General features: G+C 62.5%; 25 protein-coding genes. 16 read left to right on the forward strand and 9 right to left on the reverse strand.

Annotated features, from left to right (window positions below; all coding sequences use genetic code 11):
- Nucleotides 1–36 precede the first annotated feature (36 nt).
- The 3 genes from IF103_RS08345 (at nt 37) to greB (ending at nt 1,541) form a co-directional block, all read left to right on the forward strand.
- The gene (locus tag IF103_RS08345; protein ID WP_202676016.1) at nt 37–474 is read left to right on the forward strand and encodes a DoxX family protein; all 438 of its coding nucleotides are present in this window, start codon (nt 37–39) and stop codon (nt 472–474) included.
- A 203-nt stretch (nt 475–677) separates the two neighbouring features.
- Nucleotides 678–986, forward strand: a complete 309-nt coding sequence (locus tag IF103_RS08350) for a hypothetical protein (RefSeq protein WP_023379649.1) — start codon at nt 678–680, stop codon at nt 984–986.
- A 78-nt stretch (nt 987–1,064) separates the two neighbouring features.
- Nucleotides 1,065–1,541 carry a transcription elongation factor GreB gene (gene greB / locus IF103_RS08355; RefSeq protein WP_023379651.1) on the forward strand — a complete coding sequence of 159 codons (477 nt, stop codon included), beginning with the start codon at nt 1,065–1,067 and terminating at the stop codon, nt 1,539–1,541.
- A gap of 50 nt (nt 1,542–1,591) precedes the next feature.
- Here greB and IF103_RS08360 read toward each other — a convergent pair whose 3' ends face one another.
- Both IF103_RS08360 and IF103_RS08365 read right to left on the reverse strand, forming a co-directional pair.
- Nucleotides 1,592–4,099, reverse strand: coding sequence for an ABC transporter permease (locus tag IF103_RS08360; RefSeq protein ID WP_027907722.1), 2,508 nt, complete (start codon nt 4,097–4,099; stop codon nt 1,592–1,594).
- On the reverse strand, nt 4,099–4,782 hold the full coding sequence (locus tag IF103_RS08365) for an ABC transporter ATP-binding protein (RefSeq protein WP_023379655.1): 684 nt from the start codon (nt 4,780–4,782) through the stop codon (nt 4,099–4,101). The genes IF103_RS08360 and IF103_RS08365 overlap by 1 nt, the downstream gene beginning before the upstream one ends.
- Before the next feature lie 10 nt (nt 4,783–4,792).
- On the opposite strand from IF103_RS08365, the gene IF103_RS08370 reads away from it, so the two are divergent.
- From IF103_RS08370 to IF103_RS08380, 3 genes are all read left to right on the forward strand, one after another.
- Nucleotides 4,793–5,398: an arylesterase gene (locus IF103_RS08370; RefSeq protein ID WP_023379656.1), complete on the forward strand. Its 606-nt coding sequence runs from the start codon at nt 4,793–4,795 to the stop codon at nt 5,396–5,398.
- Between the two features lie 58 nt (nt 5,399–5,456).
- A complete protein-coding gene (locus IF103_RS08375; protein WP_023379658.1) occupies nt 5,457–5,738 on the forward strand; it encodes a hypothetical protein in 282 nt (93 codons plus the stop codon).
- A 106-nt stretch (nt 5,739–5,844) separates the two neighbouring features.
- On the forward strand, nt 5,845–6,822 hold the full coding sequence (locus IF103_RS08380; protein ID WP_023379660.1) for a L,D-transpeptidase family protein: 978 nt from the start codon (nt 5,845–5,847) through the stop codon (nt 6,820–6,822).
- Between the two features lie 137 nt (nt 6,823–6,959).
- Here IF103_RS08380 and oprI read toward each other — a convergent pair whose 3' ends face one another.
- Nucleotides 6,960–7,211 (reverse strand): outer membrane lipoprotei OprI, encoded by a 252-nt coding sequence (gene oprI / locus IF103_RS08385; RefSeq protein ID WP_003259780.1) that lies wholly within the window; start codon nt 7,209–7,211, stop codon nt 6,960–6,962.
- Between the two features lie 505 nt (nt 7,212–7,716).
- Between oprI and IF103_RS08390 the strand changes: the two genes are divergently transcribed.
- On the forward strand, nt 7,717–7,998 hold the full coding sequence (locus tag IF103_RS08390; protein WP_023379662.1) for a GNAT family N-acetyltransferase: 282 nt from the start codon (nt 7,717–7,719) through the stop codon (nt 7,996–7,998).
- A gap of 64 nt (nt 7,999–8,062) precedes the next feature.
- Here IF103_RS08390 and IF103_RS08395 read toward each other — a convergent pair whose 3' ends face one another.
- Nucleotides 8,063–9,139: a 3-deoxy-7-phosphoheptulonate synthase gene (locus tag IF103_RS08395; protein WP_023379664.1), complete on the reverse strand. Its 1,077-nt coding sequence runs from the start codon at nt 9,137–9,139 to the stop codon at nt 8,063–8,065.
- Nucleotides 9,140–9,375: 236 nt separating this feature from the next.
- Between IF103_RS08395 and IF103_RS08400 the strand changes: the two genes are divergently transcribed.
- The 3 genes from IF103_RS08400 (at nt 9,376) to cysB (ending at nt 12,029) form a co-directional block, all read left to right on the forward strand.
- The gene (locus IF103_RS08400; RefSeq protein WP_202676017.1) at nt 9,376–10,323 is read left to right on the forward strand and encodes a putative 2-dehydropantoate 2-reductase; all 948 of its coding nucleotides are present in this window, start codon (nt 9,376–9,378) and stop codon (nt 10,321–10,323) included.
- Between the two features lie 104 nt (nt 10,324–10,427).
- Entirely contained in the window at nt 10,428–10,925 is a 498-nt protein-coding gene (locus IF103_RS08405) for a universal stress protein (protein ID WP_023379668.1), read from the forward strand.
- 129 nt (nt 10,926–11,054) lie between these two features.
- Nucleotides 11,055–12,029, forward strand: a complete 975-nt coding sequence (gene cysB / locus IF103_RS08410; RefSeq protein ID WP_023379669.1) for an HTH-type transcriptional regulator CysB — start codon at nt 11,055–11,057, stop codon at nt 12,027–12,029.
- 54 nt (nt 12,030–12,083) lie between these two features.
- On the opposite strand, the gene IF103_RS08415 is transcribed toward cysB, so the two are convergent.
- The 5 genes from IF103_RS08415 to rloA form a co-directional block, all read right to left on the reverse strand.
- Complete coding sequence (locus IF103_RS08415; RefSeq protein ID WP_023379671.1) at nt 12,084–12,818, reverse strand: phosphoadenylyl-sulfate reductase; 735 nt, start codon at nt 12,816–12,818, stop codon at nt 12,084–12,086.
- Between the two features lie 131 nt (nt 12,819–12,949).
- Complete coding sequence (gene pabB / locus IF103_RS08420; RefSeq protein ID WP_023379673.1) at nt 12,950–14,293, reverse strand: aminodeoxychorismate synthase component I; 1,344 nt, start codon at nt 14,291–14,293, stop codon at nt 12,950–12,952.
- Between the two features lie 184 nt (nt 14,294–14,477).
- Nucleotides 14,478–15,458, reverse strand: coding sequence for an alpha-L-glutamate ligase-like protein (locus tag IF103_RS08425; RefSeq protein WP_202676018.1), 981 nt, complete (start codon nt 15,456–15,458; stop codon nt 14,478–14,480).
- Nucleotides 15,458–16,993 carry an osmotic stress tolerance membrane protein RloB gene (rloB, locus tag IF103_RS08430; RefSeq protein ID WP_023379676.1) on the reverse strand — a complete coding sequence of 512 codons (1,536 nt, stop codon included), beginning with the start codon at nt 16,991–16,993 and terminating at the stop codon, nt 15,458–15,460. Before rloB ends, IF103_RS08425 begins: the two co-directional genes overlap by 1 nt.
- 5 nt (nt 16,994–16,998) lie before the next feature.
- Nucleotides 16,999–17,535: a retropepsin-like aspartic peptidase RloA gene (gene rloA, locus IF103_RS08435; RefSeq protein WP_027907724.1), complete on the reverse strand. Its 537-nt coding sequence runs from the start codon at nt 17,533–17,535 to the stop codon at nt 16,999–17,001.
- Nucleotides 17,536–17,828: 293 nt separating this feature from the next.
- On the opposite strand from rloA, the gene IF103_RS08440 reads away from it, so the two are divergent.
- The 6 genes from IF103_RS08440 to prpD all read left to right on the forward strand — a co-directional run bounded on the left by IF103_RS08440 (nt 17,829) and on the right by prpD (nt 26,154).
- The gene (locus IF103_RS08440; protein WP_202676019.1) at nt 17,829–18,545 is read left to right on the forward strand and encodes a GntR family transcriptional regulator; all 717 of its coding nucleotides are present in this window, start codon (nt 17,829–17,831) and stop codon (nt 18,543–18,545) included.
- The gene (gene prpB / locus IF103_RS08445; protein WP_023379682.1) at nt 18,542–19,432 is read left to right on the forward strand and encodes a methylisocitrate lyase; all 891 of its coding nucleotides are present in this window, start codon (nt 18,542–18,544) and stop codon (nt 19,430–19,432) included. Before IF103_RS08440 ends, prpB begins: the two co-directional genes overlap by 4 nt.
- Before the next feature lie 101 nt (nt 19,433–19,533).
- Nucleotides 19,534–20,661: a bifunctional 2-methylcitrate synthase/citrate synthase gene (prpC, locus tag IF103_RS08450; RefSeq protein WP_023379683.1), complete on the forward strand. Its 1,128-nt coding sequence runs from the start codon at nt 19,534–19,536 to the stop codon at nt 20,659–20,661.
- Nucleotides 20,662–20,746: 85 nt separating this feature from the next.
- Nucleotides 20,747–23,335, forward strand: coding sequence for a Fe/S-dependent 2-methylisocitrate dehydratase AcnD (gene acnD / locus IF103_RS08455; RefSeq protein WP_104881972.1), 2,589 nt, complete (start codon nt 20,747–20,749; stop codon nt 23,333–23,335).
- 75 nt (nt 23,336–23,410) lie between these two features.
- Entirely contained in the window at nt 23,411–24,601 is a 1,191-nt protein-coding gene (gene prpF, locus IF103_RS08460; protein ID WP_186598756.1) for a 2-methylaconitate cis-trans isomerase PrpF, read from the forward strand.
- Nucleotides 24,602–24,669: 68 nt separating this feature from the next.
- On the forward strand, nt 24,670–26,154 hold the full coding sequence (gene prpD, locus IF103_RS08465; RefSeq protein WP_023379689.1) for a 2-methylcitrate dehydratase: 1,485 nt from the start codon (nt 24,670–24,672) through the stop codon (nt 26,152–26,154).
- Nucleotides 26,155–26,275 lie beyond the last annotated feature (121 nt).

Raw genomic sequence — 26,275 nt, forward strand, 5'->3', positions numbered from 1 at the left:
TCCCAACACACACCGCTTACTCAAGGAAGTCTCGAAATGAACACCACCACTCTCAACGCCCTGTTCTCCACCCGTGCCGGCGCAGGTCTTAGCGTCATTCGCATTCTGGTCGGCATCATCTTCATGGCCCACGGCGCGCAGAAACTGTTCGGCCTGTTTGGCGGCTACGGCCTGGAAGGCACTGGCCAATGGATGGAAAGCATCGGTCTGGCACCTGGCTACCTGATGGCCCTGCTCTCGGGGAGCGCAGAGTTCTTCGGCGGCCTGGCATTGGTGATCGGCTTGTTGGCCCGTCCTGCTGCATTGGCACTGACCGTGCCCCTGATCGTGGCGATCTTCTCGGTGCACATCGGCAACGGCTTGTTCATGTCCAACAACGGCTACGAGTTCGCCCTGGCGCTGCTGGCCGGTACCGTGGCGGTGCTCATCGAGGGCGCGGGTCGCTTCTCGCTGGACCGTTTGATCGCCCGCTGAAATCGGTCTGCGGCAAGCTGCGATGAAGGTCTACTTGCAGCTTGCCGCTTCTCGCTCTAGGATACCGCCTGCGCCGATTTAAACAGCTACTTGCGGGGCGCGGGATAAGCCCCCTCCGGGTCATCCGAAATACCGCTAAAGCGCTGGTTCGGTGACGCCTCCCACCGCTGCCCAGCGGGATTCGCGAGGCGGAGAGATGCTCCATGAGTTGTCCACGTACCAGTGTCTGCTTGACCCCACTGCCTGCCAACCAGGCGTCCCGTACCCCGCGCATCCTGCTCGGCGGCCAGCATCAGCCCACGCTTTTGCGTCATCTCGAAGGCTTGTCGCGCCGTAAAGGCCAGGCCCGTGCGTTTCTCATCCAGTTCGCCGAATCCTGCTTCGACCTCGAACAGTACGGCAACGACCGCTTCGACCTTGCCGTGATCCAGGCACCCACAGCCCAGGATGCCGGCCAGGTCATCGGCCACCTCACCCGCATTGCGCGCCAGGGCCTGATCACCCGCCGCTGACAGCGGTTCAGGCACTGATGGATTGTTGTATGCTTGGCCCCGGACTGTTCGTTGATCAGACGTTGTCGGGGGTCAGAGTTGCCAACAAACATCATCACCCGCCATGGGTTCGAGTCCTTGAAAGGTGAACTCGACCATTTGTGGCGAGTGTATCGGCCGGAAATTACCCAGAAAGTGGCATGGGCAGCGTCGCTGGGTGACAGGAGCGAGAATGCCGATTACCAGTACAACAAGAAGCTGCTTCGGGAAATCGACCGCCGCGTACGCTACCTGCGCAAGCGCCTTGAAGATGTAAAGGTGGTGGATTACTCGCCAGAGCAGGAAGGGCGGGTATTCTTCGGGGCCTGGGTCGAAGTGGAGGACGTCGAGGGCGACACCAAGGCATTCCGTATCGTCGGCTACGATGAAATCTATGATCGCAAGGATTACATCTCCATCGACTCGCCGATGGCCAGGGCACTGCTGAAGAAGTCCGAGGGCGACGAAGTGGTCGTCGCGACGCCGGCTGGCGAAGCTGTCTGGTACATCACCAAGATTACCTATTCCACCCCCTGACGTGGGTCCGCTATGGCCAGCAGCGGACCTTGCCGTGGGCATCCGGGGTTTCAACTTTCTCTGAGGACGGCCAGCGGGCTGGCGTTCAATGCCCGTCGCGTGCCCAACACGCCCGCGCCACCCACCAGCAGCGCGCCGGCCAGCGGTAGCACCAGCAGCCAGGGGTGCGGGCTCCATTGCAAGTCGAAGGCATAGCGATACAGCACCAGCGTGATCAGCTCGCACCCCAACGCCGCGAGCGTGCCACTGACAGCGCCCAGCAAGCCGAACTCGATGCGCCGGGCCTTGACCAGCAGCGGTCGCGGCGCACCCAGTGCACGGAGCAATGCACCCTGGCGGATGCGCTCGTCCAGGGTCGCCTGCAGCCCGGCGAACAGCACTGCCAGGCCCGCCGCCAGCACGAACGACAGGACGTACTCGACTGCCAGGGTGACTTGGGCAAGGATACTGCGTAGCTGCTCAAGCAAGGCATCGACCTGGAGAATGGTCACCGCCGGAAATGCCCGTGACAGTGCCACTACTTCAAGGTCGTGGCCAGGCCCCAGGTAGAAGCTGGTCAGGTAGGTGGTCGGTAGCCCTTGCAACGTGCCAGGCTGAAAGATCATGTAGAAGTTCGGCTGGAAGCTGTCCCAGTGCACGCTGCGCAGGCTAGTGACCCGGGCCTGGCGCTGCTGGCCGCCGATGTCGAAGGTCAACAGGTCGCCCATGTGCAGCTTGAGGCTGCTGGCCAGTTCGGCTTCGACAGAAACACCAGGAATCTGGTCGACGGGCGGCGGAACCTGCCACCAGTTGCCGGCGGTCAGCGTATTGCCCTCGGGCAGTTCGGCGGCCCAGGTCAGGCTAAGGTCGCGTTGTACCGCGCGCTCGCCCGCCGAGTCCTTGCTGACGACCTGCTGCACGGGTTGGTCGTTGATCCGGATCAGCCGCCCCGGCGTGACCGGGTAGAGCGGCGCTGTGCTGGCGTTGACCTGACGCAGACGTTCGGCGAACGGTTCGCGATCGTCCGGCAGGATATTCAGGGCGAAATGGTTGGGCGCGTCCTTGGGCAATTGCGCTTGCCAGGTGTCGAGCAGTTCGGCGCGCAACAGTGCGACCAAAGCCATGGCCAGCAGAATCAGGCCGAACGCCAGGGCCTGGCCGGCGGCGGCCATGGGGTGGCGCAGCAGTTGGCCCAGCCCCAGGCGCCAGGTCAGGGGGGCACCGGCCAGCAGCCGCCTGAGGCTGCGCAAGCCCAGCAAGAGCAAACCGCCGAGCACCAGTGCGGCAAGCAGGCCGCCGCCCAGCAGGGCGAACGTCAGCAGCAGGTCGAGGCTCAGGCGCCACATGATCAGACCCAGTGCGAGCAAGGCCGCCCCGTAGACCAGCCAGCTGCTCGGTGGCACGGGCAGCAGGTCACGACGCAACACCCGCAAAGGTGGCACTTGGCCGAGAGCGGCGATCGGGGGCAGGGCGAAGCCGGCCAGGGCCACCAAGCCGGTGCCGATTCCCGCTAGCGCTGGCGTCAATCCACCGGGTGGTACAACGCTCGGTAACAGACCTTCGAGCAGGCGGAACAGGCCTAGCTGCGCCAGCCAGCCGAGCAGGGCGCCAGCCAGGGCTGCGGCAAGGCCGAGCAGGGCCAGTTGCACGCAATACAGTCCCAGGGCCTGCCGGCGGGAGAGCCCCAGGCAGCGCAGCAGCGCGCTGGCGTCCAGGCGTCGTGCCGCGTAACGGCTGGCCGACAAGGCCACCGCCACGCCAGCCAGCAGCACCGCCACCAGGCTGGCCATGTTCAGGTAACGTTCGGCCTTGCCCAGGGCGCCGCCGATCTGCTGGTTGCCGTCGCGGGTATCGCGCAGTCGCTGGTTAGCCGCCAGCCCGCCTTCGAGGGTCTGGCGATACTGCGCCAGGGCCGGGCCTTCGCCGCGCCACAGGTCGCGGTAGGTCACCCGGCTGCCGGGTTGGATGACCCCGGTGGCGGGCAGGTCCGCGAGGTTCATCATCACCCGGGGTGTCAGGCTATAGAAGTTGTTGGCGCGGTCCGGCTCGTAGGTGAGTACGCGGCTCATGCGCAAGGGTTTCATACCCACGTCGATACTGTCCCCAATCGACAGCCCAAGTGCCGCCAGCAGACGCGGCTCGACCCAGGCTTCACCGGGGGCAGGGCCGCCACCAGGCGCTTCTTGCGCATAAGGCGCAGCGGCACTGCGCACCTGCCCTCGAAGCGGATAGGCGCTATCGGTGGCCTTGATGCTGGACAACTGAATGCCGGCGTCACCGCCCACCACACTGGTGAACTCGACCACCTGCGCATGGCTCAGTCCCAGAGATCGCCCGGCGTCTATCTGGTCCTGGCGGGCGGGCGAGCTACCCTGCAACACCAGGTCTGCGCCCAGGAACTCGCTGGCGCGCAACAGCATGGCGCCGTTGAGGCGGGCACCGAAGTAGCCAATGGCCGTGCTGGCGGCCACGGCGACCAGCAGGGCGAAGAACAGCACGCGCACTTCACTGGCGCGGGCGTCGCGCAGCAGTTGGCGCACGGCCAAGCCGCACAGGCGGGAAAAGGGCATGTGGGTCATCAGACCTCCGCAGCGGCCACCAGGCGGCCAGCGTCCAGGCGGATCTGGCGGCGGCAGCGCTGGGCCAGGCGCTCGTCATGGGTGACCAGCACCAGGGTGGTGCCGCGTTCCTTGTTAAGCTCGAATAGAAGATCGCTGATGCGCTCGCCGGTATGGCTGTCCAGATTGCCGGTCGGCTCATCGGCGAACAGTACCGCCGGATGCGCGGCAAATGCCCGGGCGATGGCTACCCGTTGCTGCTCGCCACCGGACAGTTGGCGAGGCGTGTGGCTCAGGCGCTTGCCCAGGCCGACGCGTTCGAGCAAGGTGCGGGCTTGTTCGCGGGCATCGCGACGACCGTCGAGCTCCAGCGGCAGCATCACGTTTTCCAGGGCGTTGAGGCTGTCGAGCAACTGGAACGACTGGAACACGAAGCCGACATGCTCGGCACGCACCCGTGCGCGCTGGTCCTCGTCCAGTGGCCCCAGGTCCTGGCCTGCGAGGATGACCTTGCCGGCGCTGGGGCGGTCCAGCCCGGCGAGCAGGCCGAGCAGGGTCGACTTGCCCGAGCCCGATGCACCGACGATGGCCAGGCTGTCGCCCTGGGCGAGATCAAGGGAGAGGGCGTGGAGGATGGTCAGGTCACCTTCCGCGCTTGGGACCACTTTGCTAAGGTTCTGCGCAACGAGAATGCTGGGGCCCATGGAGAATCCAATGCGAGTGTGGTGGTTGAGTGCCGGTCTGGCGCTGTTTTGCCTGGCCCAGAGCGCGGCAGCGGGAACGCTGCTGGTTGTTGGCGATAGTATCAGCGCCGGTTTTGGGCTGGATAGCCGCCAAGGTTGGGTTTCCCTGTTGCAGCAACGCCTGAAACGCGAGGGTTTCAACGATCAGGTGGTCAACGCGTCGATCAGTGGCGATACCAGTGCCGGAGGCCAGGCGCGGCTGCCGGCGCTGCTTGCAGCGCATAAGCCGACCCTGGTGGTACTGGAGTTGGGCGGTAACGACGGGCTGCGTGGTCAGCCTCCGCAGCAATTGCAACAAAATCTTGCCTCGATGATCGACCAGTCCCATGACGCGGGCGCCAAGGTCGTCCTGCTGGGCATGCGGTTACCGCCCAACTACGGGGTGCGCTATACCACGGCCTTCACTCAGGTATACGAGCAATTGGCAGCGCAAAAGAAGGTGTCGCTGGTGCCGTTTTTCCTCGAAGGTGTGGGGGGTGTACCGGAGATGATGCAGGCGGATGGCATCCACCCGGCCCAGGGCGCCCAGACACGCTTGCTGGAAAATGCCTGGCCGGCGATAAAACCCTTGCTGTGACGCTTTTAACGGGGCCGGCTTTCGGCTAATGTTGCGCCCCCCGTTTCGAGAGCCCCCAATGCCGCGTCCTGCCTGGTCCTTGTATGCCTACCAACTGATCGAGCCCGACGAACAGCTCGACCTGTTCGCGTGCCAGGAAATCCGCGTTCATCTGGTGGCCCGTCAGCTCGAGCTGGGGGTGCCCGTGGATCGCACGCTGTGTGGCGGTTTGCTGCCGGCGCAACCACGCTGGTCGGGTGTGCAGCGCTCGATCTATCGCGACAACCGTCTGTGCACGTTGTGCCGGGCAATTCTCGAGGCCCAGCGGCGGGGGATGCGCCCCGTGTGGCCGGAACTCTGAGCACCTTTCATCATCTGAAACGCATGCAGCTCGTCAATGCCTCCCGTTCCCAACAGGGCGGGTGTACAATCGACTGTCTTGACCCATCTTTCGAAGGATTTACCGGATGTTGCCGCGCTTTCCCGCCGTCACCCGTAGCCTGTCCCTGGTCGCCCTGCTGGTAGCTGGGCCCGCCGTCGCGCTGGAGCTGCCCTTGCCGCCACCCGGTGAAGACGTCGTCGGTCAAGTGCAGGTCATCAAGGCCAAGTACGAGGACACCTTTGCCGACATCGGCACGGCCAACGACCTCGGCTACCTTGAAATGATCGCCGCCAACCCGGGTGTCGACCCGTGGCTGCCGGGCGCCGGTACCGAAATCATCCTGCCGACCCGTTATGTGCTGCCGCCAGGCCCGCGTGAAGGGATCGTCATCAACCTTGCCGAATACCGCATGTACTACTTCCCGAAAGGGCAAAACGTCGTGCACACCTTCCCACTGGGTATCGGCCGGGAAGGTTGGGGGTCGCCGATCGCCAACACCAAGATCACCGCCAAGACGCCCAACCCGACCTGGACACCACCTGCTTCGATCCGTGCCGAGCACGCTGCCGATGGCGACATCCTGCCTGCGGTGGTGCCAGCAGGACCCGACAATCCGCTGGGCCCGTTCAAGTTCACCCTGGGCGTGCCGGGTTACCTGATCCACGGTTCGAACAAAAAGTTCGGTATTGGCATGCGTACCAGCCATGGTTGCTTCCGCATGCTCAACAACAACGTGTTGGAGTTGTCGAAGATGGTGCCGGTGGGTACGCCGGTTCGTATCATCAACGAGCCTTACAAGTTCGGTATCAGTGGTGGCAAGGTCTATCTGGAGGCTCACACGCCGTTGGACGATCATGGCAACCCATCGGTGGTCGACAAGCACACCGCGGTCATCAACGCGTTGCTCAAGCGTGAAGACCTGGCCAACAACCTGCGCATGAACTGGGACATGGTGCGTGACGTAGTCGCCGCGGAAGATGGCATGCCGGTTGAAATTGCAGTGCCGGTCAACAACCAGGGTGCGGCACCGATGGTGTCGAGCATCCCGGCTGAACTGCAGTAAAGCCGTTTCGCGATGCCTTTAGGGCCTGCCTTAGTGCAGGCCTTTTCGTTTCTGCCGCAGACAGGCAGGTAAAGACGACAGGCAATAAAAAAGCCGACCCACAAGTGGGTCGGCTTCTCAACAATCCGTGAGGATTATTACTTGCGGCTGGCTTTGTCCAGCATACGCAGAGCGCGCTCGTTGGCTTCGTCAGCGGTCTGCTGAGCCTTCTGAGCGGCTGCCAGTGCGTCGTCAGCCTTACGGTAGGCTTCGTCAGCACGAGCTTGAGCGCGAGCTGCTGCGTCTTCAGTCGCAGTCAGACGAGCTTCGGTTTCTTTGGATACGCTGCTGCAACCGGTAGCCAGAACTGCGGCCAGAGCCAGAGCAGAGAATTTCAGAACGTTGTTCATCGTGTTCCCCTTCAAGGACTTTCTATTAAATAGCCATCTCTCGGAAAAGAGAAACTGGCCGGCGTACATAGTACCCATTACTTGTAGTAAGTAAACTGACTAAGCGCAAGAACTGCAAAAAAATGTTGGCGAAGGGGTAGCCGACAAGATTTGTAGGGGATTTGTGAAAAAACCGTACAGGTGACGCAAGCGTTTGTAGCGTGGGAACTTTTTTGTTGAACTAACGGTGACTTTAACTGTCGGTTGACGTCTTAAGCCCAAGAGCATCCGGCTGCTGTTCCGGAGTCCAGGGTGGGTGGTTCGCCGTGGAGTTCCGAGCTTTTTAATCGCTCCCACCTTGAGCAATCCTGCCTGCGGCGCCTACTATTTGTGAGTGCCCAGCCGACCGAACGATTGCAATCGCCTCGAGGTCCAAGGGGCAAATGGTGGCGTAGAGGTTCCTCCGCCGGATAAACCATCATCGGTTAAGGTAAGGGCCTGCCATAAAGGCCTGTGAGGAGTAGTGATGAGTGAAGCGCTGACTATCCACCATGACCAGGCCGGTCATCAGTTCGAGACCAATGTGGACGGTCACCGTGCCTATCTGACGTACATGGACCTGGGCAAGCAGACGCTGGACATTTATCGCACCTTCGTGCCGAACGCCCTGCGCGGCCGCGGTATTGCCGCAGCGCTGACCGAGAAGGCCCTGGAGTACGCCGATCAGATGGGTTACACGGTGATCCCATCGTGCTCTTACGTCGAGCGCTACATGGAACGCCAGCAGCGCCATTCGAGCAAAGTCTGATACCGGCGCTGGACGCCAGATACGAAAACGCCGGGCGATGCCCGGCGTTTTCATTGGGCGTGGCTTAACCGCGTTTGCGCTGCGGCAGCACATCCTTGAGTTTGGCGCGCATGCTGCGCAGGGTCTTCTCGGTGGCACTCCAGTCGATGCAGGCATCGGTGATCGAGACGCCGTACTGCAATTCGCTCAGGTCTTTCGGGATCGACTGGCAGCCCCAGTTCAGGTGGCTCTCGACCATCAGGCCGATGATCGACTGGTTGCCTTCGAGGATCTGGTTGGCGACGTTTTCCATCACCAGAGGCTGCAGGGCCGGGTCCTTGTTGGAGTTGGCATGGCTGCAGTCGACCATGATGTTGGCCTTGATCTTGGCCTTGGCCAGGTCCTGTTCGCACAAGGCGACGCTGACCGAATCATAGTTCGGCTTGCCGTTGCCGCCGCGCAGTACCACGTGGCCGTAAGGGTTGCCCTTGGTGGTGACGATGGATACGCCACCTTCCTGGTTGATGCCGAGGAAGCGGTGAGGCTTGGAGACCGACTGCAAGGCGTTGATGGCCACGGTCAGGCCGCCATCGGTGCCATTCTTGAAGCCCACTGCCGAAGAGAGGCCCGAGGCCATTTCGCGGTGGGTCTGGGACTCAGTGGTGCGGGCGCCGATGGCCGACCAGCTGATCAGATCCTGCAGGTACTGCGGGGAAATCGGGTCGAGCGCCTCGGTGGCGGTCGGCAGGCCCATTTCGGCCAGGTCCAGCAGCAACTGACGACCAATGTGCAGGCCATCCTGGATCTTGAACGAGTCATCCAGGTACGGGTCGTTGATCAGGCCTTTCCAGCCGACGGTGGTGCGTGGCTTCTCGAAGTACACGCGCATGACCAGGTACAGCGTGTCGGAAACCTCTTCGGCCAGGACCTTCAGGCGCTCGGCATATTCATGAGCCGCCTTGATGTCATGGATCGAGCAGGGGCCTACCACGACGAACAGGCGGTGGTCCTTGCCGTCGAGGATATTGCGCACCACTTCGCGGCCGGCAGTAACGGTCTGCAGGGCCTTGGCGCTGAGGGGGATTTCCTTCTTGAGCTGATCAGGGGTGATCAAGGTCTCGTTGGAGGCAACGTTTAAGTCATCGATCGGTAAATCAGCCATCGTGTTACTCGTCAGGTCACGGGTGCCGGCCGCCAGCAATCCCCGTGCGGCCCAGCAGCAAGAAAATTCGCAGCGGGGAGCCGAACCTTAGCGCGTTAAGGGGGGCGCGACAATGGGCTGAGTCCCGTCGTTGCGGGGTTTTTCCCCAAAGCCCTGGGCGCCTGATGGTGAATCAGGTGCTTCGCATCGACAAACCGGTGTAAAAATGCTCACCGTCCTTTACCTGGAGTCCCCCTATGCATTCTGGCAAACCGCGTATCGGCATCATCGGCAGTGGCGCCATCGGTGGCTTTTATGGGCTGATGCTGCTGCGCGCCGGCTTCGATGTGCACTTCTTGCTGCGCAGTGAATACGACGTGGTGCGTCAGCAGGGGTTGAGGCTCGACAGTGCGGTACACGGTGAGGTGCGGATGGAGGTTCAGGCCTATGCTGACGTCGCGCACATGCCGCAGTGCGATTGGCTGCTGGTGGGAGCCAAGGCAACCAGCAATCTCGAGCTGGCACCGCTGATCATGCAGGCAGCTGCGCCGGGCGCCCGCGTGGTGTTGCTGCAGAATGGCCTTGGGGTTGAAACGCAGCTGCGCCCGGCTCTGCGCGACGACCTGCACCTGCTGGGTGGCTTGTGTTTCATCTGCGTCAACCGACAGGCACCGGGGCTGATCCGACATCAAGCCCTGGGGGCGGTCCACCTGGGCTATCACAGCGGGCCGGCCACGGACGGCGGCGAGGCGATCGTCGAAGAGGGCGCCGGATTGTTCCGTACAGCGGGAATCGACTCCAAGGCCATGAGCAACCTTGACCAGGCGCGTTGGCAGAAGCTGGTGTGGAACGTGCCCTACAACGGCCTGTCGGTGCTGTTGCGGGCCAGCACTACGCCACTGATGGCCGACGCCGACAGCCGGGCATTGATTCAGGCGCTGATGGCGGAAGTCGTCCTGGGCGCAAAAGCGTGCGGGCATGCCTTGCCTGAAGGTTACGCTGAACAGCTGTTTCGCATGACCGAGCAGATGCCTGATTACTGGCCCAGCATGTATCACGACTTTGCCCAGCACCGCCCGCTGGAGCTGCAAGCCATCTACGCCGAACCGCTGGCCCAGGCGCATGCCGCCGGCTGCCGCCTGCCGAACATGGAAATGCTCTATAAGGCCCTGGCATTCATCGACCGCGACAGTCGCCGCACCTGAGCCTGCCCAGGCGTGCAGCCCCGGTGCGCCGGGCGGCGAAGCGAGGCTGCCCGGCGCTGCTAAGCTGTAGCTTGCTCTGCCTTAGCGGCAGTCGAGGAGGTCGAATGATTCGTTCCATGTTGTATGCCACCGACCTCGGTGTTTACGCGCCATTCGTCATGCAGCATGCCCTGGCCCTGGCGCGAACTTTCAACGCGGAGCTGTACGTGATCCATGCAGTGGAGCCGATGGGGCAGTTCGCCGAGTCGCTTCTGCAAAGCTACCTCGACGAGCAGACCCTGGATGAGCTGCACAGCGAGGGCGTCAATACGGTCATGGCCAACATCGAGCAGCGGGTGCTGGAGAATTTTCGCGAGGAACTGGGGGAGGCGGCGGACCTGGCGGTGATCAAAAACGTCAGGGTGCGCCAAGGTGATCCGGCCCAAGTGATACTCGACCAGGCGCAGCGCCTGGCGGTCGACCTGCTGATTTTCGGTAGCCACAGCCAGGGGGCAGGTGTCGATGTGCCCCTCGGGCGCACGGCGGTTCGCTTGCTGCAGTTGTCGCCGGTGCCGGTGTACATGGTGCCGCTGGCTCAGCATTTGGGGCGTAGGAAATCGTGACCGTGACGGTAGGAATCTTTCCTGAGGCGTGTAACAAAATAGTTCTAGATTTATTTCGAGAACCACTAATATAGTTATATCTCGTCGCTGCCTGCTGCCGGTGACTTACCGCTGATCCGAGGGAAACCTATGAAGCTTCAACAACTGCGCTACATCTGGGAAGTGGCGCACCATGACCTCAACGTCTCTGCGACGGCACAGAGTCTGTATACCTCCCAGCCCGGGATCAGCAAGCAGATCCGCCTGCTCGAGGATGAGCTGGGTGTCGAAGTCTTCGCCCGCAGCGGCAAGCACCTGACCCGCGTTACGCCCGCAGGTGAGCGCATCATCAACACTGCAGGCGAAATCCTGCGCAAGGTTGAGAGCATCAAGCAGATCGCCCAGGAATTCTCCAACGAGAAGAAGGGTACGCTGTCCATCGCTACCACTCACACTCAGGCACGCTATGCGCTGCCGCCAGTGATCAGCAGCTTCATCAAGCAGTATCCGGAAGTTTCCCTGCACATGCACCAGGGCTCGCCCATGCAGATTGCCGAGATGGCCGCCGACGGCACCGTCGACTTCGCCATCGCCACCGAAGCCCTGGAGCTGTTCGGCGACCTGATCATGATGCCGTGCTACAAGTGGAACCGTTGCGTGGTGGTGCCGCAGGGCCATCCGCTGGCCAAGTTACCGAAGCTGACCCTGGAAGCCGTTGCCGAGTATCCGATCGTCACCTACGTATTTGGTTTCACCGGCCGCTCCAAGCTGGACGAAGCGTTCAATCACCGTGGCTTGACGCCGAAGGTGGTGTTCACCGCCGCTGATGCCGACGTGATCAAGACCTATGTACGATTGGGGCTGGGCGTGGGTATCGTGGCCAAGATGGCTGTGGACAGCAAGCTCGACAGTGACCTGGTGGCTCTGGATGCCAGCGAGTTGTTCGAGGCCAGCATCACCAAGATTGGCTTCCGTCGTGGCACCTTCCTGCGTGGCTTCATGTGCGACTTTATCGAAAAGTTCGCCCCACACCTGACCCGCGAGGTAATGGCCAAGGCCATTCAATGCCATAACAAGCAGGAACTCGAAGAGCTGTTCGACGGCGTCGAGCTGCCCGTGCACTGATAGCGACAGGCAATGAAAAACCGGCTCAAGGGCCGGTTTTTCTTTGCCTGTGGTTCAGGCCTTGCTGATCAGGTTGCCAGCGTGCAGCCCGCATTCCTTCTGGGTCGACTCTTCCCACCACCAGCGACCTTCGCGTTCGTGCTGGTTCGGCAGCACTGGACGGGTGCAGGGTTCGCAACCGATGCTGATGAAGCCGCGCTCATGCAGGCTGTTGTAGGGCAGCTCCAGCATGCGGATGTAGCCCCAGACTTCCTCGCTGGTCATCTGTGCCAGCGGGTTGAACTTGTACAAGGTGCGCTCGGGGGTGGAGAACGCCGTGTCGATTTCCACTACCGCCACCTGGCTGCGGGTGCCGGGGCTCTGGTCGCGACGCTGGCCGGTGGCCCAGGCGCTCACTGTGGTCAGCTTGCGTCGCAGCGGTTCGATCTTGCGGATGCCGCAGCACTCGCCATGGCCGTCCTTGTAGAAGCTGAACAGACCTTTTTCCTTGACGAACGGATCCAGTTTGGCGCGGTCTGGGCTGAGAATCTCGATCGGCAGGTTGTACTGTTCACGTACCTGGTCGATGAAGCGATAGGTTTCCGGGTGCAAGCGGCCGGTGTCGAGGCTGAACACCTTGACCTGCTTGTTCAGCTTCCAGGCCATGTCGACCAGGACCACGTCCTCGGCGCCGCTGAAGGAGATCCACAAGTCGTCGCCAAAGTGTTCGAAGGCAAGCTTAAGGATGTCCTGGGGGGACTTGTTGGCATAGGTCGCGGCCAGGGCGGCGACGTCGAAGGGTTGGCTCATCAGGCGGTTTCCATCTTGGCTGTGGCGCTGTGCGCTCGTAGTGATGTGATGGTAACAAAAAACGGCGGGGCAGACGTCCTGCGTGACAGCCGTCCTGGTCACGTCGCTGATGGGCGAAAGCGCACGCACAATTACATCCCTTGCAGGGTCTGCATCAGTACCCGCACCTTGGCGATCGACTCTTCGTACTCCGACTGCCAGTTCGAATCCGCCACGACGGCGCCGCCGCCCCAGCAACAGGCTTGGCCGTCCTTGATCAGCAAGCTGCGAATGGCGATGGAGCTGTCCATTTCGCCGCGCACGTCCACATACAGCAGTGAGCCGCAATACAGGGCGCGGCGGGTGGGTTCGAGTTCGTCGATGATCTGCATGGCGCGGATCTTCGGTGCGCCGGTGATTGAGCCGCCGGGGAAGCTGTCGCCAATCAGGTCCAGGGCATCTTTGTCGTCGGCCAGGCGACCGGTGATGCTGCTGACCAGATGGTGGACGTTGGGGTAGCTCTCCAGGCTGAACAGCTCGGGCACGTTTACCGAGCCGATCTGGCAGGTGCGGCCCAGGTCATTGCGCAGCAGGTCGACGATCATGAGGTTTTCCGAGCGGTCCTTGGGGCTGTGACGCAGCTCTTCGGCGTTGCGCAAATCTTCGGCCGGGTCGGCAGAGCGCGGGCGGGTGCCCTTGATTGGCCGCGTTTCGACCAGTCCTTGGCTGACCCGGATGAAGCGCTCCGGAGAGAAGCTGAGCAATGCGCTGCCGTCGGCCAGTTGCTGGAAACCGGAGAAAGGCGTTGGACAGGCTTTGCGCAAGGCTTGATAGGCGCGCCATGGATCACCCTGGCAGGGTGCACGGAACCGTTGGGTCAGGTTGATCTGATAGCAATCGCCAGCCTGAATGTACTGCTGGACCTGGTCGAAGGCAGCTTTGTATTGCACTGGGGTCAGATCGCCGGCCATTGGGGCGAGCAGCTTGAATTCGGGGTGCTCGATGCCGGCAGGGGCTTGGAACAGGTCCATCAGCCGGTCCCGCTCGCCAGGCGCCAGGCTCGGGTGCAGGACCAGTTGGCTGGTGCCAAGCTGGTGGTCGGTGACCAGTGCCCAGGCGTACAGGCCCAATTGGGCATCGGGTAGGCCCAGGTCGTCGCGGGCCTTGGCGGGCAGGTGCTCCAGGCGACGGCCAAAGTCGTAGCTCAGGTAACCGATTAGGCCGCCGGCGAACGGCAGTTCGACACCTTCGGGCAACTCGGCCCGGCCCAGTCGTGCCAGTCCGGCACGCAGGCGCTGCAGGAAGGCGCGTCCCGTCTCGTCGGGGTGTGCTTGCAGGTGCTGCATGGGCCAGGCACTGATCAGGTCGAAGCGACCGCGTTCGGCACCGGGGCGGGCGCTATCGAGCAGGATGGCACCGGGCGCCTGTCGCAGACGTGCGAAATAGGCTGCGGGGTCGGGCTGATAGGGTAGGGGATGTAGCGTACAGGTCGGCATCAGGATGGACGGCGATGACAAAGCGAGGAGGGCGATTGTAGACCTGAGTGGGGTATGCGCCTAGCATTGGTGCGGCATTTGTGTGGCGTGTCGCGGCCGCATCGCCGGCAAGCCGGTTCCGACAGGCACCGCGACGATCGCGGAGCGCTGTGGGAGCCTGCTTGCCGGCGATTGGCTGGTGCCGTCAACGCTGAAGAACGTGCCCGAACAGCCCTTGGGCAACGCGCACGCGCTGCTCGGCATCTTCGGTTTCGCCATTCTTGGCCAGCGCTTCCAGGTGCGCCTCGATGGCGTGGGTGCGCTGGGTCAGGCCGCAGTCGTTGGCGATCTGGATGTTCAGGCCAGGGCGGGCGTTGAGTTCGAGAATCAACGGCCCCTTGTCCTGGTCCAGCACCATGTCTACGCCGATGTAGCCCAGGCCGCACAGTTCATAGCAACTGGCGGCCAGCTTCATGAAACCGTCCCAGTTCGGCAACTGCACGCCGTCTACCGCGTTGGTGGTATCGGGGTGCTTGCTGATGATCCGGTTCAGCCAGGTGCCGCGCAGGGTCATGCCGGTGGCCAGGTCCACGCCTACACCGATGGCGCCCTGGTGCAGGTTGGCCTTGCCGCCGGACTGGCGGGTCGGCAAGCGCAGCATGGCCATCACCGGGTAGCCCATCAACACGATGATGCGAATGTCCGGCACGCCTTCGTAGCTGATGCTTTTGAAGATCTGGTCCGGGGTCACCCGGTACTCGATCAGCGCGCGGTCGCGGTGGCCACCTAGCGAGTACAGGCCGGTCAGGATGCTGGAAATCTGGTGTTCGATTTCCTCATGGCTGATGATCTTGCCCGAGACCGTGCGGTAGTTGTCCTCGAAACGGTCGGCAATCACCAGGATGCCGTCACCGCCGGCGCCTTGCGCCGGCTTGATGACGAAATCGTTGCGCTCGCCGATGATCTGGTCGAGCTTCTCGATTTCTTTTTCGGTTTCGATGATGCCGTACATTTCCGGCACATGGATGCCGGCGGCCAAGGCACGTTCCTTGGTGATGATCTTGTCGTCGACGATCGGGTACAGGTGGCGCTTGTTGTACTTCAACACGTAGTCCGCGTTGCGCCGGTTGATACCCATGATGCCCCGGGCCTCCAGGGCTTTCCAGGTCTTGATCAGGCCGAGCATCAGGCGTCAGCCTTCTTCAGGAAAGCCTTGAAGCGCACGAGCTCGGTCAGGCGGTAGCCGCGGTAGCGACCCATCGCCAGCATGAAGCCCACCAGGATCAGCAGTACCGCCGGGAAGGTGAAGACGAAGTACACCAACTCAGGCACGGTCATCAGCAGGTGCGCGAGCGAGGCCGCGAACAGAGTGCCGATGGCGACTTTCATGGCATGGCCGCCGCCACGCTCTTCCCAGGTGATCGACAGGCGCTCGATGGTCATGGTCAGGATCACCATCGGGAACAGGGCGACCGACAGGCCGCGTTCCAGGCCCAGCTTGTGGCTGAACAGGCTGATGGCGGCAATCAGCACCACCACGAAGGTCAGTACCACCGACAGGCGCGGCAGCATCTGCAGCTTGAGGTGTTCGAGGTACGAGCGCAGCGACAGGCCCAGGGCGGTAATCACCGTGAACAGGATGATACCGAAGCCCAGCTGGGTCTCCCGGAAGGCCAGGGCGATCAGCACTGGGGTGAAGGTGCCCAGGGTCTGGATGCCGATCAGGTTGCGCAGCACCAGGATCACCAGCACGCCGATCGGAATCATCACCATGATCATGAAGGTCTGCTGGGTCTGCAGCGGCAGGCCGTAGAGCGAGTATTCGAGGAAGTCGGCGTCGGTGTTCTCGTCGGTCAGCTTGGCCAGGCGGATGGCGTTCATCTCGCTGTTGTTCATGCTGAAGGTGACGTTGGCTTTCTTGCCGCCATCGACGGTGATCAGGTTGTCATCGCCGGTCCACCACAGCAGACGGTCGCTGGGCAGGCCCTGCTCACCGGTGTCCGGATTGAAGTACAGCCAGTCGGTGCCGTTGAAGCTGCGCAGCCACAACTCAGGAGTTTGCGGGGTATCGGCGACCAGGCGGATGGTGTGGACCTTTTCGATCGGCACGTGGGCGATCGACAGCAGCAGGTCGATGACCTGGGCTTTCTTCATCGCCGAGGTGTCGCCGGCAAGCAGCAACTTGACGTTGTCGTCGTTGAGGTTGTTGACCCGTTTGATGGTCTCGCTGACGAAGGTCTCGACGTCGGCCGAGTGCTGGCGGATCGGCGCCATCAGGGCTTCGGCGGCGATCTTCTCAGGGCCCTCGACGGCCAGGCTGTCACGGAAGGTAGGGCCTTTTACCGTGGTTTTCTCTTTGCTATAGCGCTTGGTCAGCACCAGGCGGTAGTAGAGCGTCTGGTTGCCACTGGCGCGGCGGGCCGACCAGGTGACCTTGCGGTTGCCATCGGCCCGGTTGACGCTCACCCCATAGTTGTTGGAAATGAAGCTTTCATTGAGGCTGACGTAGTCGCGGTTCAGCGGCGGCACGAACATCTGGACCTTGACCGGGTCCTTGGCGCTGGCCACGAACTCGACCTTGGCGTCGATGTTCCAGAGGTCATCGGTTTCGTCCTCGGTCACCGGTATGCCGAGGAAGAAGATCTGATAAGCCGTGACCGCCACGCCCAGCAGCACCAGCACGGTGATCAGGACTTTCAAATGGAGGGTAAGAGAGCGCATCGGGATTACTCTGCTTTAGGAGCTTCGGTGGCACAGGCAGGTTTGCCGGCCGCGTATTTAAGGCTTGGGTCGACCAGTGCGTCGAAGTGCTTGAGCGCCTCGGAGCCGATCAGCAGCGGGAACTGGAAGGCGCTGCGGTCGGTGAGGTTGACTTCGATGGTGCGAAGGGTCTGGCCCATGCAGATTTCGAGTTCGATGACCGGGCGGGCCGTGTAGGCCTTGCCGGAGTCTGCATCATAGTCGCCGGCACGGCGCTTGATCTTGCTGACGCGGGCCAGGGGGCGCTCGATCGGGTGCGAGTGGGCGGCATCGATGGCCAGGTAGAAACGCACCCAGCTTTCGCCATTTCGCTTGAAGCGCTTGATGTCGCGCGCGCTCAAGGATGCGGTCTTGGCGCCGGTGTCGAGCTTGGCGGCCACTTCCAGGTCGAGGTCGCCCAGGCGGGCGTATTCGTTCAGACCATACACGGTCTTGCCTGCCGCCTGGCCAAGGGCCGGCAACAGGGTGAGGCATGACAGCAATAAAACGGGTGTAAGTCTCATAGTCCTGGCGCGGTGCTGTGCAGGGTTCGGTGTAAGGCGACTGGCAACTACGGCGCAAGCTTCCTCGTTCATCTGTCAACAACATGAATGGATGACAGACACGCAATCCATACTCCGTTGGAGGCGCGGCATTCTATCACGACGATGTCTTGACGCCAGCGCGTCGCAATCAGACAGCACTGGGCTTGGGTAAGTTCGTTCTTAGACGATTGTCGACAATATTCATTTTGTCTTTGACTGCTTGCGCCTGATTCGCTAGTTTCTGGCGAAGTGACTAGCAAGGTGTCAACAATATGCTGGACCTTTCCATCGACAGCCCGGCAGTGAGCGACGAAACGGAAACCTTGTCCGAGAACGTCTTCCGCCGTATCCAGGCCGCGATCGTCAAGGGCGAGATCGCCCCTGGCAGCAAGATCTCCGAGCCTGAACTGGCGCGTACCTATGGCATCAGCCGCGGTCCGCTGCGCGAGGCCATCCACCGTCTGGAAGGCCAGCGCCTGCTGGTGCGTGTGCCGCACGTGGGGGCGCGGGTGGTTTCGCTCAGTCATGCCGAACTGATCGAGCTTTACGAAATTCGCGAATCCCTGGAAGGCATGGCCTGTCGCCTGGCCGCCGAGCGCATGAGCCTGGCCGACATCGAAGAGCTGCGTCGGGTGCTCGACACCCACGAGCGTGACGCCGCGTTTCAGGCGGGGCAGGGCTATTACCAGCAGGAAGGCGACTACGACTTCCATTACCGGATCATCCAGGGCAGCGGCAACCAGACCCTGGTGAAGATGCTGTGCGGCGAGCTGTACCAACTGGTGCGCATGTACCGCATCCAGTTTTCCGCTACGCCCAACCGGCCGCGCCAGGCCTTCGCCGAGCACCACCGTATTCTCGACGCCATCGCCGACCGAGACGGCGAACTGGCCGAACTCCTGATGCGCCGTCACATCGGCGCGTCCAAACGCAACATCGAGCGTCACTACCTGGACGCCAACAACAACAGCCCACGAGGTGAGTCATGACTGTGAAGAGCACCCCCGGTCAGCGTTTTCGCGACGCCGTTGCCGCCGAACATCCGCTGCAGGTGGTCGGGACCATCAACGCCAACCATGCCCTGCTGGCCAAGCGTGCCGGTTTCAAGGCCATCTACCTGTCTGGTGGCGGTGTTGCTGCAGGTTCTCTGGGCCTGCCGGACCTGGGCATCACCGGGCTGGATGACGTGTTGACCGATGTGCGGCGTATCACCGACGTCTGCGACCTGCCGCTGCTGGTGGATGTCGACACCGGCTTTGGCGCTTCAGCCTTCAACGTGGCGCGTACCGTGCGCTCGATGATCAAGTTCGGCGCCGCGGCCATTCATATCGAAGACCAAGTGGGCGCCAAGCGTTGCGGGCACCGTCCGAACAAAGAGATTGTCAGCCAGCAGGAGATGGTCGACCGCATCAAGGCTGCGGTGGACGCCCGCACCGATGACAGCTTCGTGATCATGGCGCGTACCGACGCCCTGGCTGTTGAAGGCCTGAACGCTGCGCTGGAGCGCGCCGAAGCCTGCATCGAGGCGGGCGCCGACATGATTTTCCCGGAAGCCATCACCGAGCTGTCGATGTACAAGACCTTCGCCGATCGAGTGAAGGCGCCGATTCTGGCCAACATCACCGAATTCGGCGCCACGCCGCTTTACACCACCGAAGAGCTGGCCTCGGTCGACGTGTCGCTGGTGCTGTACCCGCTGTCGGCGTTCCGTGCCATGAACAAGGCCGCCGAGAACGTTTACACCGCGTTGCGCCGTGACGGGACCCAGAAGAACGTGATCGACACCATGCAAACCCGCATGGAGCTCTACGATGCCATTGGTTACCACGCCTTCGAGCAGAGCCTCGATGCATTGTTCGCCCAGAAGAAAGGTTGAGCCTGTGCCCGCGCCGAACCGGTAGGCGCGACGGGGCAGCAGAGTGACCTGAGAAATTAGCCAGACCGCTTCAATAACAATTTCAAGAAAGGAGAAAAACCATGGCCGAAGCAAAAGTACTCAGTGGCGCAGGCCTGCGTGGCCAGGTAGCCGGCCAGACTGCATTGTCGACAGTTGGCCAGGCCGGTGCCGGGCTGACCTACCGCGGTTACGACGTCCGTGACCTGGCCGCCGGCGCCGAGTTCGAGGAAGTCGCCTACCTGCTGCTGTACGGCGAGCTGCCGAGCAAGGCTGAACTGGCCGACTACAAGCGCAAGCTCAAGGGCCTGCGCGAACTGCCGCAAGCGCTGAAGGAAGTCCTGGAGCGCATCCCGCGTGATGCCCACCCCATGGACGTGATGCGCACCGGTTGCTCGGTGCTCGGCACCCTGGAGCCCGAACTGACCTTCGAGGCCCAGCGCGAGAAGACCGACCGCCTGTTGGCGGTGTTCCCCGCGATCATGTGCTACTGGTACCGCTTCACCCATCACGGTGTGCGTATCGACTGCACCAGCGACGAAGACACCTTGGGCGGTCACTTCCTGCACCTGCTACACGGCAAGAAGCCAAGCGAGCTGCACGTCAAGGTCATGAACGTCTCGCTGATTCTCTACGCCGAGCACGAGTTCAATGCCTCGACGTTCACCGCTAGAGTTTGCGCCTCGACCCTGTCGGACCTGTATTCGTGCATCACCGCGGCCATCGGTTCGTTGCGCGGCCCGCTGCATGGCGGCGCCAACGAGGCGGCGATGGAGCTGATCGAGCGCTTCCAGAGCCCGCAGGAAGCCGTGACCGAGCTGCTCGCCATGCTCGAGCGCAAAGACAAGATCATGGGCTTCGGCCATGCCATCTATAAAGAGTCCGATCCACGCAACGAGGTGATCAAGGGCTGGTCGAAGCAGTTGGCCGACGAGGTGGGCGACACAGTGCTGTACCCGGTTTCCGAGGCCATCGACAAGACCATGTGGGAGCAGAAGCGCCTGTTCCCCAACGCCGACTTCTACCATGCCTCGGCGTATCACTTCATGGGTATCCCGACCAAGCTGTTCACCCCGATTTTCGTCTGCTCGCGCCTGACTGGCTGGGCGGCGCATGTCTTCGAGCAGCGTGCCAACAACCGCATCATCCGTCCGAGCGCCGAGTATGTCGGCGTCGAGCAGCGCCAGTTCGTGCCGATCGACCAGCGCTGATCGTGGAAGACGCCGGGGGCGCACTGTGCCTCCGGAGGTCCACGCCGCACCTGCCCCGAACACCGTGACCGAGCCTGATAACGATATGAACACTGCATTTCGCAAGCACCTGCCAGGCACCGACCTGGACTACTTCGATGCCCGCGCGGCGGTCGAGGCGATCAAGCCCGGCGCCTACGATGGCCTGCCTTACACATCCCGCGTTCTCGCCGAAAACCTGGTGCGCCGCTGCGACCCGGCCACCCTCGACGCTTCGCTGGGGCAGTTGATCGAGCGCAAGCGCGACCTCGACTTTCCCTGGTTCCCGGCCCGTGTCGTGTGCCACGACATCCTCGGCCAGACCGCGTTGGTCGACCTGGCCGGGTTGCGCGATGCCATCGCCGACAAAGGCGGTGATCCGGCACAGGTCAACCCGGTAGTGCCGGTGCAGTTGATCGTCGACCACTCCCTGGCCGTCGAGTGCGGTGGTTTCGACCCGCAGGCGTTCGAGAAGAACCGCGCCATCGAAGACCGCCGCAACGAAGACCGCTTCCACTTCATCAACTGGACCAAGAAGGCGTTCAAGAACGTCGATGTGATCCAGCCGGGCAACGGCATCATGCACCAGATCAACCTGGAGAAGATGTCGCCGGTCATCCACAACGACCGTGGCGTGGCCTACCCGGACACCTGTGTCGGTACCGACAGCCACACACCTCATGTCGATGCCCTGGGTGTGATCGCCATCGGTGTGGGTGGCCTTGAGGCCGAGAACGTCATGCTTGGCCGCGCCTCCTGGATGCGCCTGCCGGAGATCGTCGGTGTCGAGCTGAGCGGCAAGTTGGCGCCGAACATCACCGCCACCGACCTGGTCCTGGCCTTGACCGAATTCTTGCGCAAGCAGAAGGTGGTGGGTGCTTACCTCGAGTTCTACGGTGAAGGTGCCCGCGCCCTGACCCTGGGCGACCGTGCCACCATCTCCAACATGGCCCCGGAGTACGGCGCTACTGCCGCGATGTTCGCCATCGACCAGCAGACCATCGACTACCTCAAACTGACCGGTCGCGAAGAACAGCAGGTCAAGCTGGTGGAGACCTATGCCAAGGCGACCGGCCTGTGGGCCGACGCACTGGCCAAGGCCGAGTACGAGCGCGTGCTGCGCTTCGATCTGTCGAGTGTCGTGCGCAACATGGCAGGGCCGTCCAACCCGCATGCCCGCGTGGCCACCAGCGACCTGGCGGCCAAGGGTATCGCCGGAGCCTGGGAGGAAGTCCCGGGCCAGATGCCGGACGGCGCGGTGATCATTGCCGCCATCACCAGTTGCACCAACACCAGCAACCCGCGCAACGTGATCGCCGCAGGCCTCTTGGCGCGCAACGCCAACAAACTCGGCCTGATGCGTAAACCCTGGGTCAAGTCGTCGCTTGCCCCGGGCTCCAAAGCTGTTCAGCTGTACCTGGAAGAAGCGGGTCTGGAGAAGGAACTGGAGCAACTGGGCTTTGGTATCGTCGCCTTTGCCTGCACCACCTGCAACGGCATGTCCGGCGCGCTGGACCCTGTGATCCAGCAAGAGATCATCGACCGCGACCTGTACGCCACCGCCGTGCTTTCGGGCAACCGTAACTTCGACGGGCGGATCCACCCCTACGCCAAGCAGGCTTTCCTGGCCTCGCCGCCTTTGGTGGTGGCCTATGCCATCGCCGGCACCATCCGCTTCGACATCGAGAAAGATGTGCTGGGTGTGGTCGACGGCAAGGAGATTCGCCTCAAGGACATTTGGCCGAGCGATGAAGAGATCGACGCGGTGGTGCGTGCGGCGGTCAAGCCGGAGCAGTTCCGCAAGGTCTACATTCCGATGTTCGCCATCGAGGAAGACCGTGGGCCGAAGGTGGCACCGCTGTACGAATGGCGCCCGATGAGTACCTACATTCGTCGTCCACCCTACTGGGAAGGCGCCCTGGCGGGTGAGCGCACCTTGCGTGGCATGCGCCCACTGGCGGTGCTGCCGGACAACATTACCACCGACCATCTTTCGCCCTCCAACGCGATCCTGCTCGACAGCGCGGCGGGCGAGTACCTGGCGAAGATGGGCCTGCCGGAGGAGGACTTCAACTCCTACGCCACCCATCGTGGCGACCACCTCACCGCGCAACGTGCCACCTTTGCCAACCCCAAGCTGTTCAACGAGATGGTGCGCAAGGAAGACGGCAGTGTCAGGCAGGGATCGCTGGCGCGCATCGAGCCGGAAGGCAAGGTCACCCGGATGTGGGAGGCGATCGAGACCTACATGGAGCGTAAACAGCCGCTGATCATCGTTGCCGGGGCCGACTATGGCCAAGGTTCATCTCGCGACTGGGCGGCCAAGGGCGTACGCCTGGCGGGTGTCGAGGCCATTGTCGCCGAAGGTTTCGAGCGCATTCACCGGACCAACCTGGTGGGCATGGGCGTGTTGCCGCTTGAATTCAAGGCAGGCACCGATCGCAAGACCCTGGCGCTGGACGGCAGTGAGACCTATGACGTGCTGGGCGAGCGCAAGCCGCGTGCAACCCTGACGCTGGTGGTGACGCGCAAGAATGGCGAGCGCGTCGAGGTGCCGGTGACTTGCCGCTTGGATACCGCCGAGGAGGTATCGATCTACGAGGCCGGCGGGGTGCTGCAGCGCTTTGCCCAGGACTTCCTCGAAGCGACCGCCTAATCAGGAGTAGCGCGGTCCCTTGTGGGCGCGGGCAAGCCCCGCGCCCACAAGGGCTGTGCGAGACAGGAATTGAACATGGCCCATGTACCGCAAGTGAAGATCCCCGCCACCTACATCCGTGGTGGCACCAGCAAAGGCGTGTTCTTCCGCCTGCAAGACCTGCCCGAGCAAGCCCAGATTCCCGGCCCGGCCCGCGACGCATTGTTGCTGCGGGTCATTGGCAGCCCCGATCCTTACGGCAAGCAGATCGACGGCATGGGGGGCGCGACCTCCAGCACCAGCAAGACCGTCATTCTTTCGCCCAGCATCAAGCCGGAGCACGATGTCGATTACCTGTTCGGCCAGGTGTCGATCGACAAGGCCTTCGTTGACTGGAGCGGCAACTGCGGCAACCTGTCCGCGGCCGTTGGTGCGTTCGCCATCAGCAGCGGCCTGGTCGACCCAGCGCGCATCCCGCGCAACGGCATCGCCACCGTGCGTATCTGGCAGGCGAATATCGGCAAGACCATCATCGCCCATGTACCGATCACCGAAGGTGAAGTGCAGGAAACCGGTGATTTCGAGTTGGATGGCGTAACCTTCCCGGCGGCCGAGGTGCAGCTGGAGTTCCTTGATCCGGCAGCTGACGAGGATGGCGACGGTGGTGCGATGTTCCCCACTGGCAACCTGGTGGACGACCTGGAGGTGCCGGGTGTCGGTACCTTCAAGGCGACGCTGATCAATGCCGGTATCCCGACCATTTTCGTCAACGCGGCCGATATTGGTTATACCGGCACCGAACTGCAGGATGCCATCAACGGTGACCCGCAGGCCTTGCTGCGCTTCGAGACCATTCGCGCCCATGGCGCAGTGCGCATGGGGTTGATCGACAACGTCGATCAGGCTGCCGGGCGTCAGCACACGCCGAAAGTCGCCTTCGTCGCGCCACCAACCACCTACACTGCGTCCAGTGGCAAGACGGTCGCGGCCGGCGATGTCGACCTGCTGGTGCGTGCGTTGTCGATGGGCAAGCTGCACCATGCGATGATGGGTACTGCAGCCGTGGCAATCGGCACCGCTGCCGCCATTCCGGGCACCTTGGTCAACCTCGCCGCAGGCGGGGGCGAACGCAGTGCCGTGCGTTTCGGTCATCCCTCGGGCACATTGCGCGTCGGGGCCGAGGCGCGACAGGTGGGCGGCGAGTGGACGGTGACCAAGGCAATCATGAGCCGTAGTGCTCGCGTGCTGATGGAAGGCTGGGTGAGGGTGCCTGGCGATAGTTTCTGACGCACCACTGGCGCTTGGCTTTGAATGAGTAGGGCCGCCCTGCGGCCCCGAATTCACAGGAGCTGCAAATGAGCGCCAACGTGGATCTGAACGAGCGCCCCGATTACGACGGCGTGCTACAAACCCTCGCCGACTATGTCCTGACCTACCGGGTCGATTCACCCGAGGCCCTGGATACCGCGCGCAACTGCCTGATGGACACGCTGGGTTGCGGCTTGCTTGCCTTGCGCTTCCCTGAATGCACCAAGCACCTCGGCCCGCTGGTCGAGGGCACCGTGGTACCCAATGGCGCGCGCGTGCCCGGCACCAGCTATCGCCTTGACCCGGTGAAGGCCGCCTGGGACATCGGCTGTACCATCCGCTGGCTGGACTACAACGACACTTGGCTGGCCGCCGAATGGGCGCATCCCTCTGACAACCTCGGCGGTATTCTGGCAGTCGCCGATCATCTGTCGCAAAAGCGCGTGGCCACGGGCGAGCGACCGTTGTTGATGCGTGATGTGCTCGAAGCCATGGTCATGGCCCATGAGATCCAGGGTGTACTGGCGCTGGAAAACGCCTTCAACCGCGTTGGCCTCGATCACGTGATTCTGGTCAAGGTGGCTTCTACAGCTGTGTGCGCCAGGCTGATGGGGGCCAACCGAGAGCAGATGCTGAGTGCGTTGTCCCATGCTTTCGTCGATGGTCAGGCACTGCGCACCTACCGTCATGCACCCAACGCCGGTTCGCGCAAGTCTTGGGCTGCCGGGGATGCGTCCAGTCGGGGCGTGCGCCTGGCCGATATCGCCTTGCGCGGCGAGATGGGTGTACCAGGGGTGCTCACTGCGCCGCAGTGGGGGTTCTACGACGTGCTGTTCAGCCATACCAACAAGGACCTGGCGCTCAAGCCTGCCGGCCAGCAGGCGTTGCGCGTGCCTCAGGCATTGGGCAGCTACGTGATGGAAAATGTGCTGTTCAAGGTCAGTTTCCCCGCCGAGTTCCACGCCCAGACCGCCTGTGAGGCAGCCGTGATCCTGCATCCCCTCGTGCGTAACCGCCTGCACGAAGTCGACCGAATCGTCATCACTACCCAGGAGTCGGCGATCCGTATCATCTCCAAGAGCGGGCCGCTGGCCAATGCCGCCGACCGCGACCACTGTTTGCAGTACATGGTGGCGGTGCCGCTGATCTTCGGCCATCTGGTGGCCGAGCATTACGAGGATGCTTTCCACGCCAACCACCCGAGCATCGACCGCTTGCGCGAAAAAATGGAGGTAGTGGAAGACCCTCGCTTCAGCCGCGAATACCTGGAAGCGGACAAGCGCTCGATCGCCAACGCCGTGCAGGTGTTCTTCAAGGATGGCACCAGTACCGAACAGGTAGTGGTGGAATACCCGATCGGGCATCGGCGGCGGCGTGGGGAGGGCATTGCGTTGCTGGAGGCCAAGTTCAGGGAGAACCTGGCGACGCGTTTTGCGCGGCAGCGGTGTGGTGAGATTCTTCAGGTGTGCAAGGACCAGCAGCAGCTGGAACAGATGGCGGTGCATCGGTTTGTCGATTTGTTCGTGATCTGAGGTTGCTCGTCGTCCTGCACAACCCTCGAAAACTGTGCGGTCCCTGTAGGAGCGGCTTCAGCCGCGAAGAGGTCGGCACAGGTTGAAACAAGAAAGCCCCGGTATTTCTACCGGGGCTTTT

Origin of the sequence: Pseudomonas sp. SK2 (assembly GCF_016772395.1) — a bacterium.
Classification (GTDB): Bacteria; Pseudomonadota; Gammaproteobacteria; order Pseudomonadales; family Pseudomonadaceae; genus Aquipseudomonas; species Aquipseudomonas taiwanensis.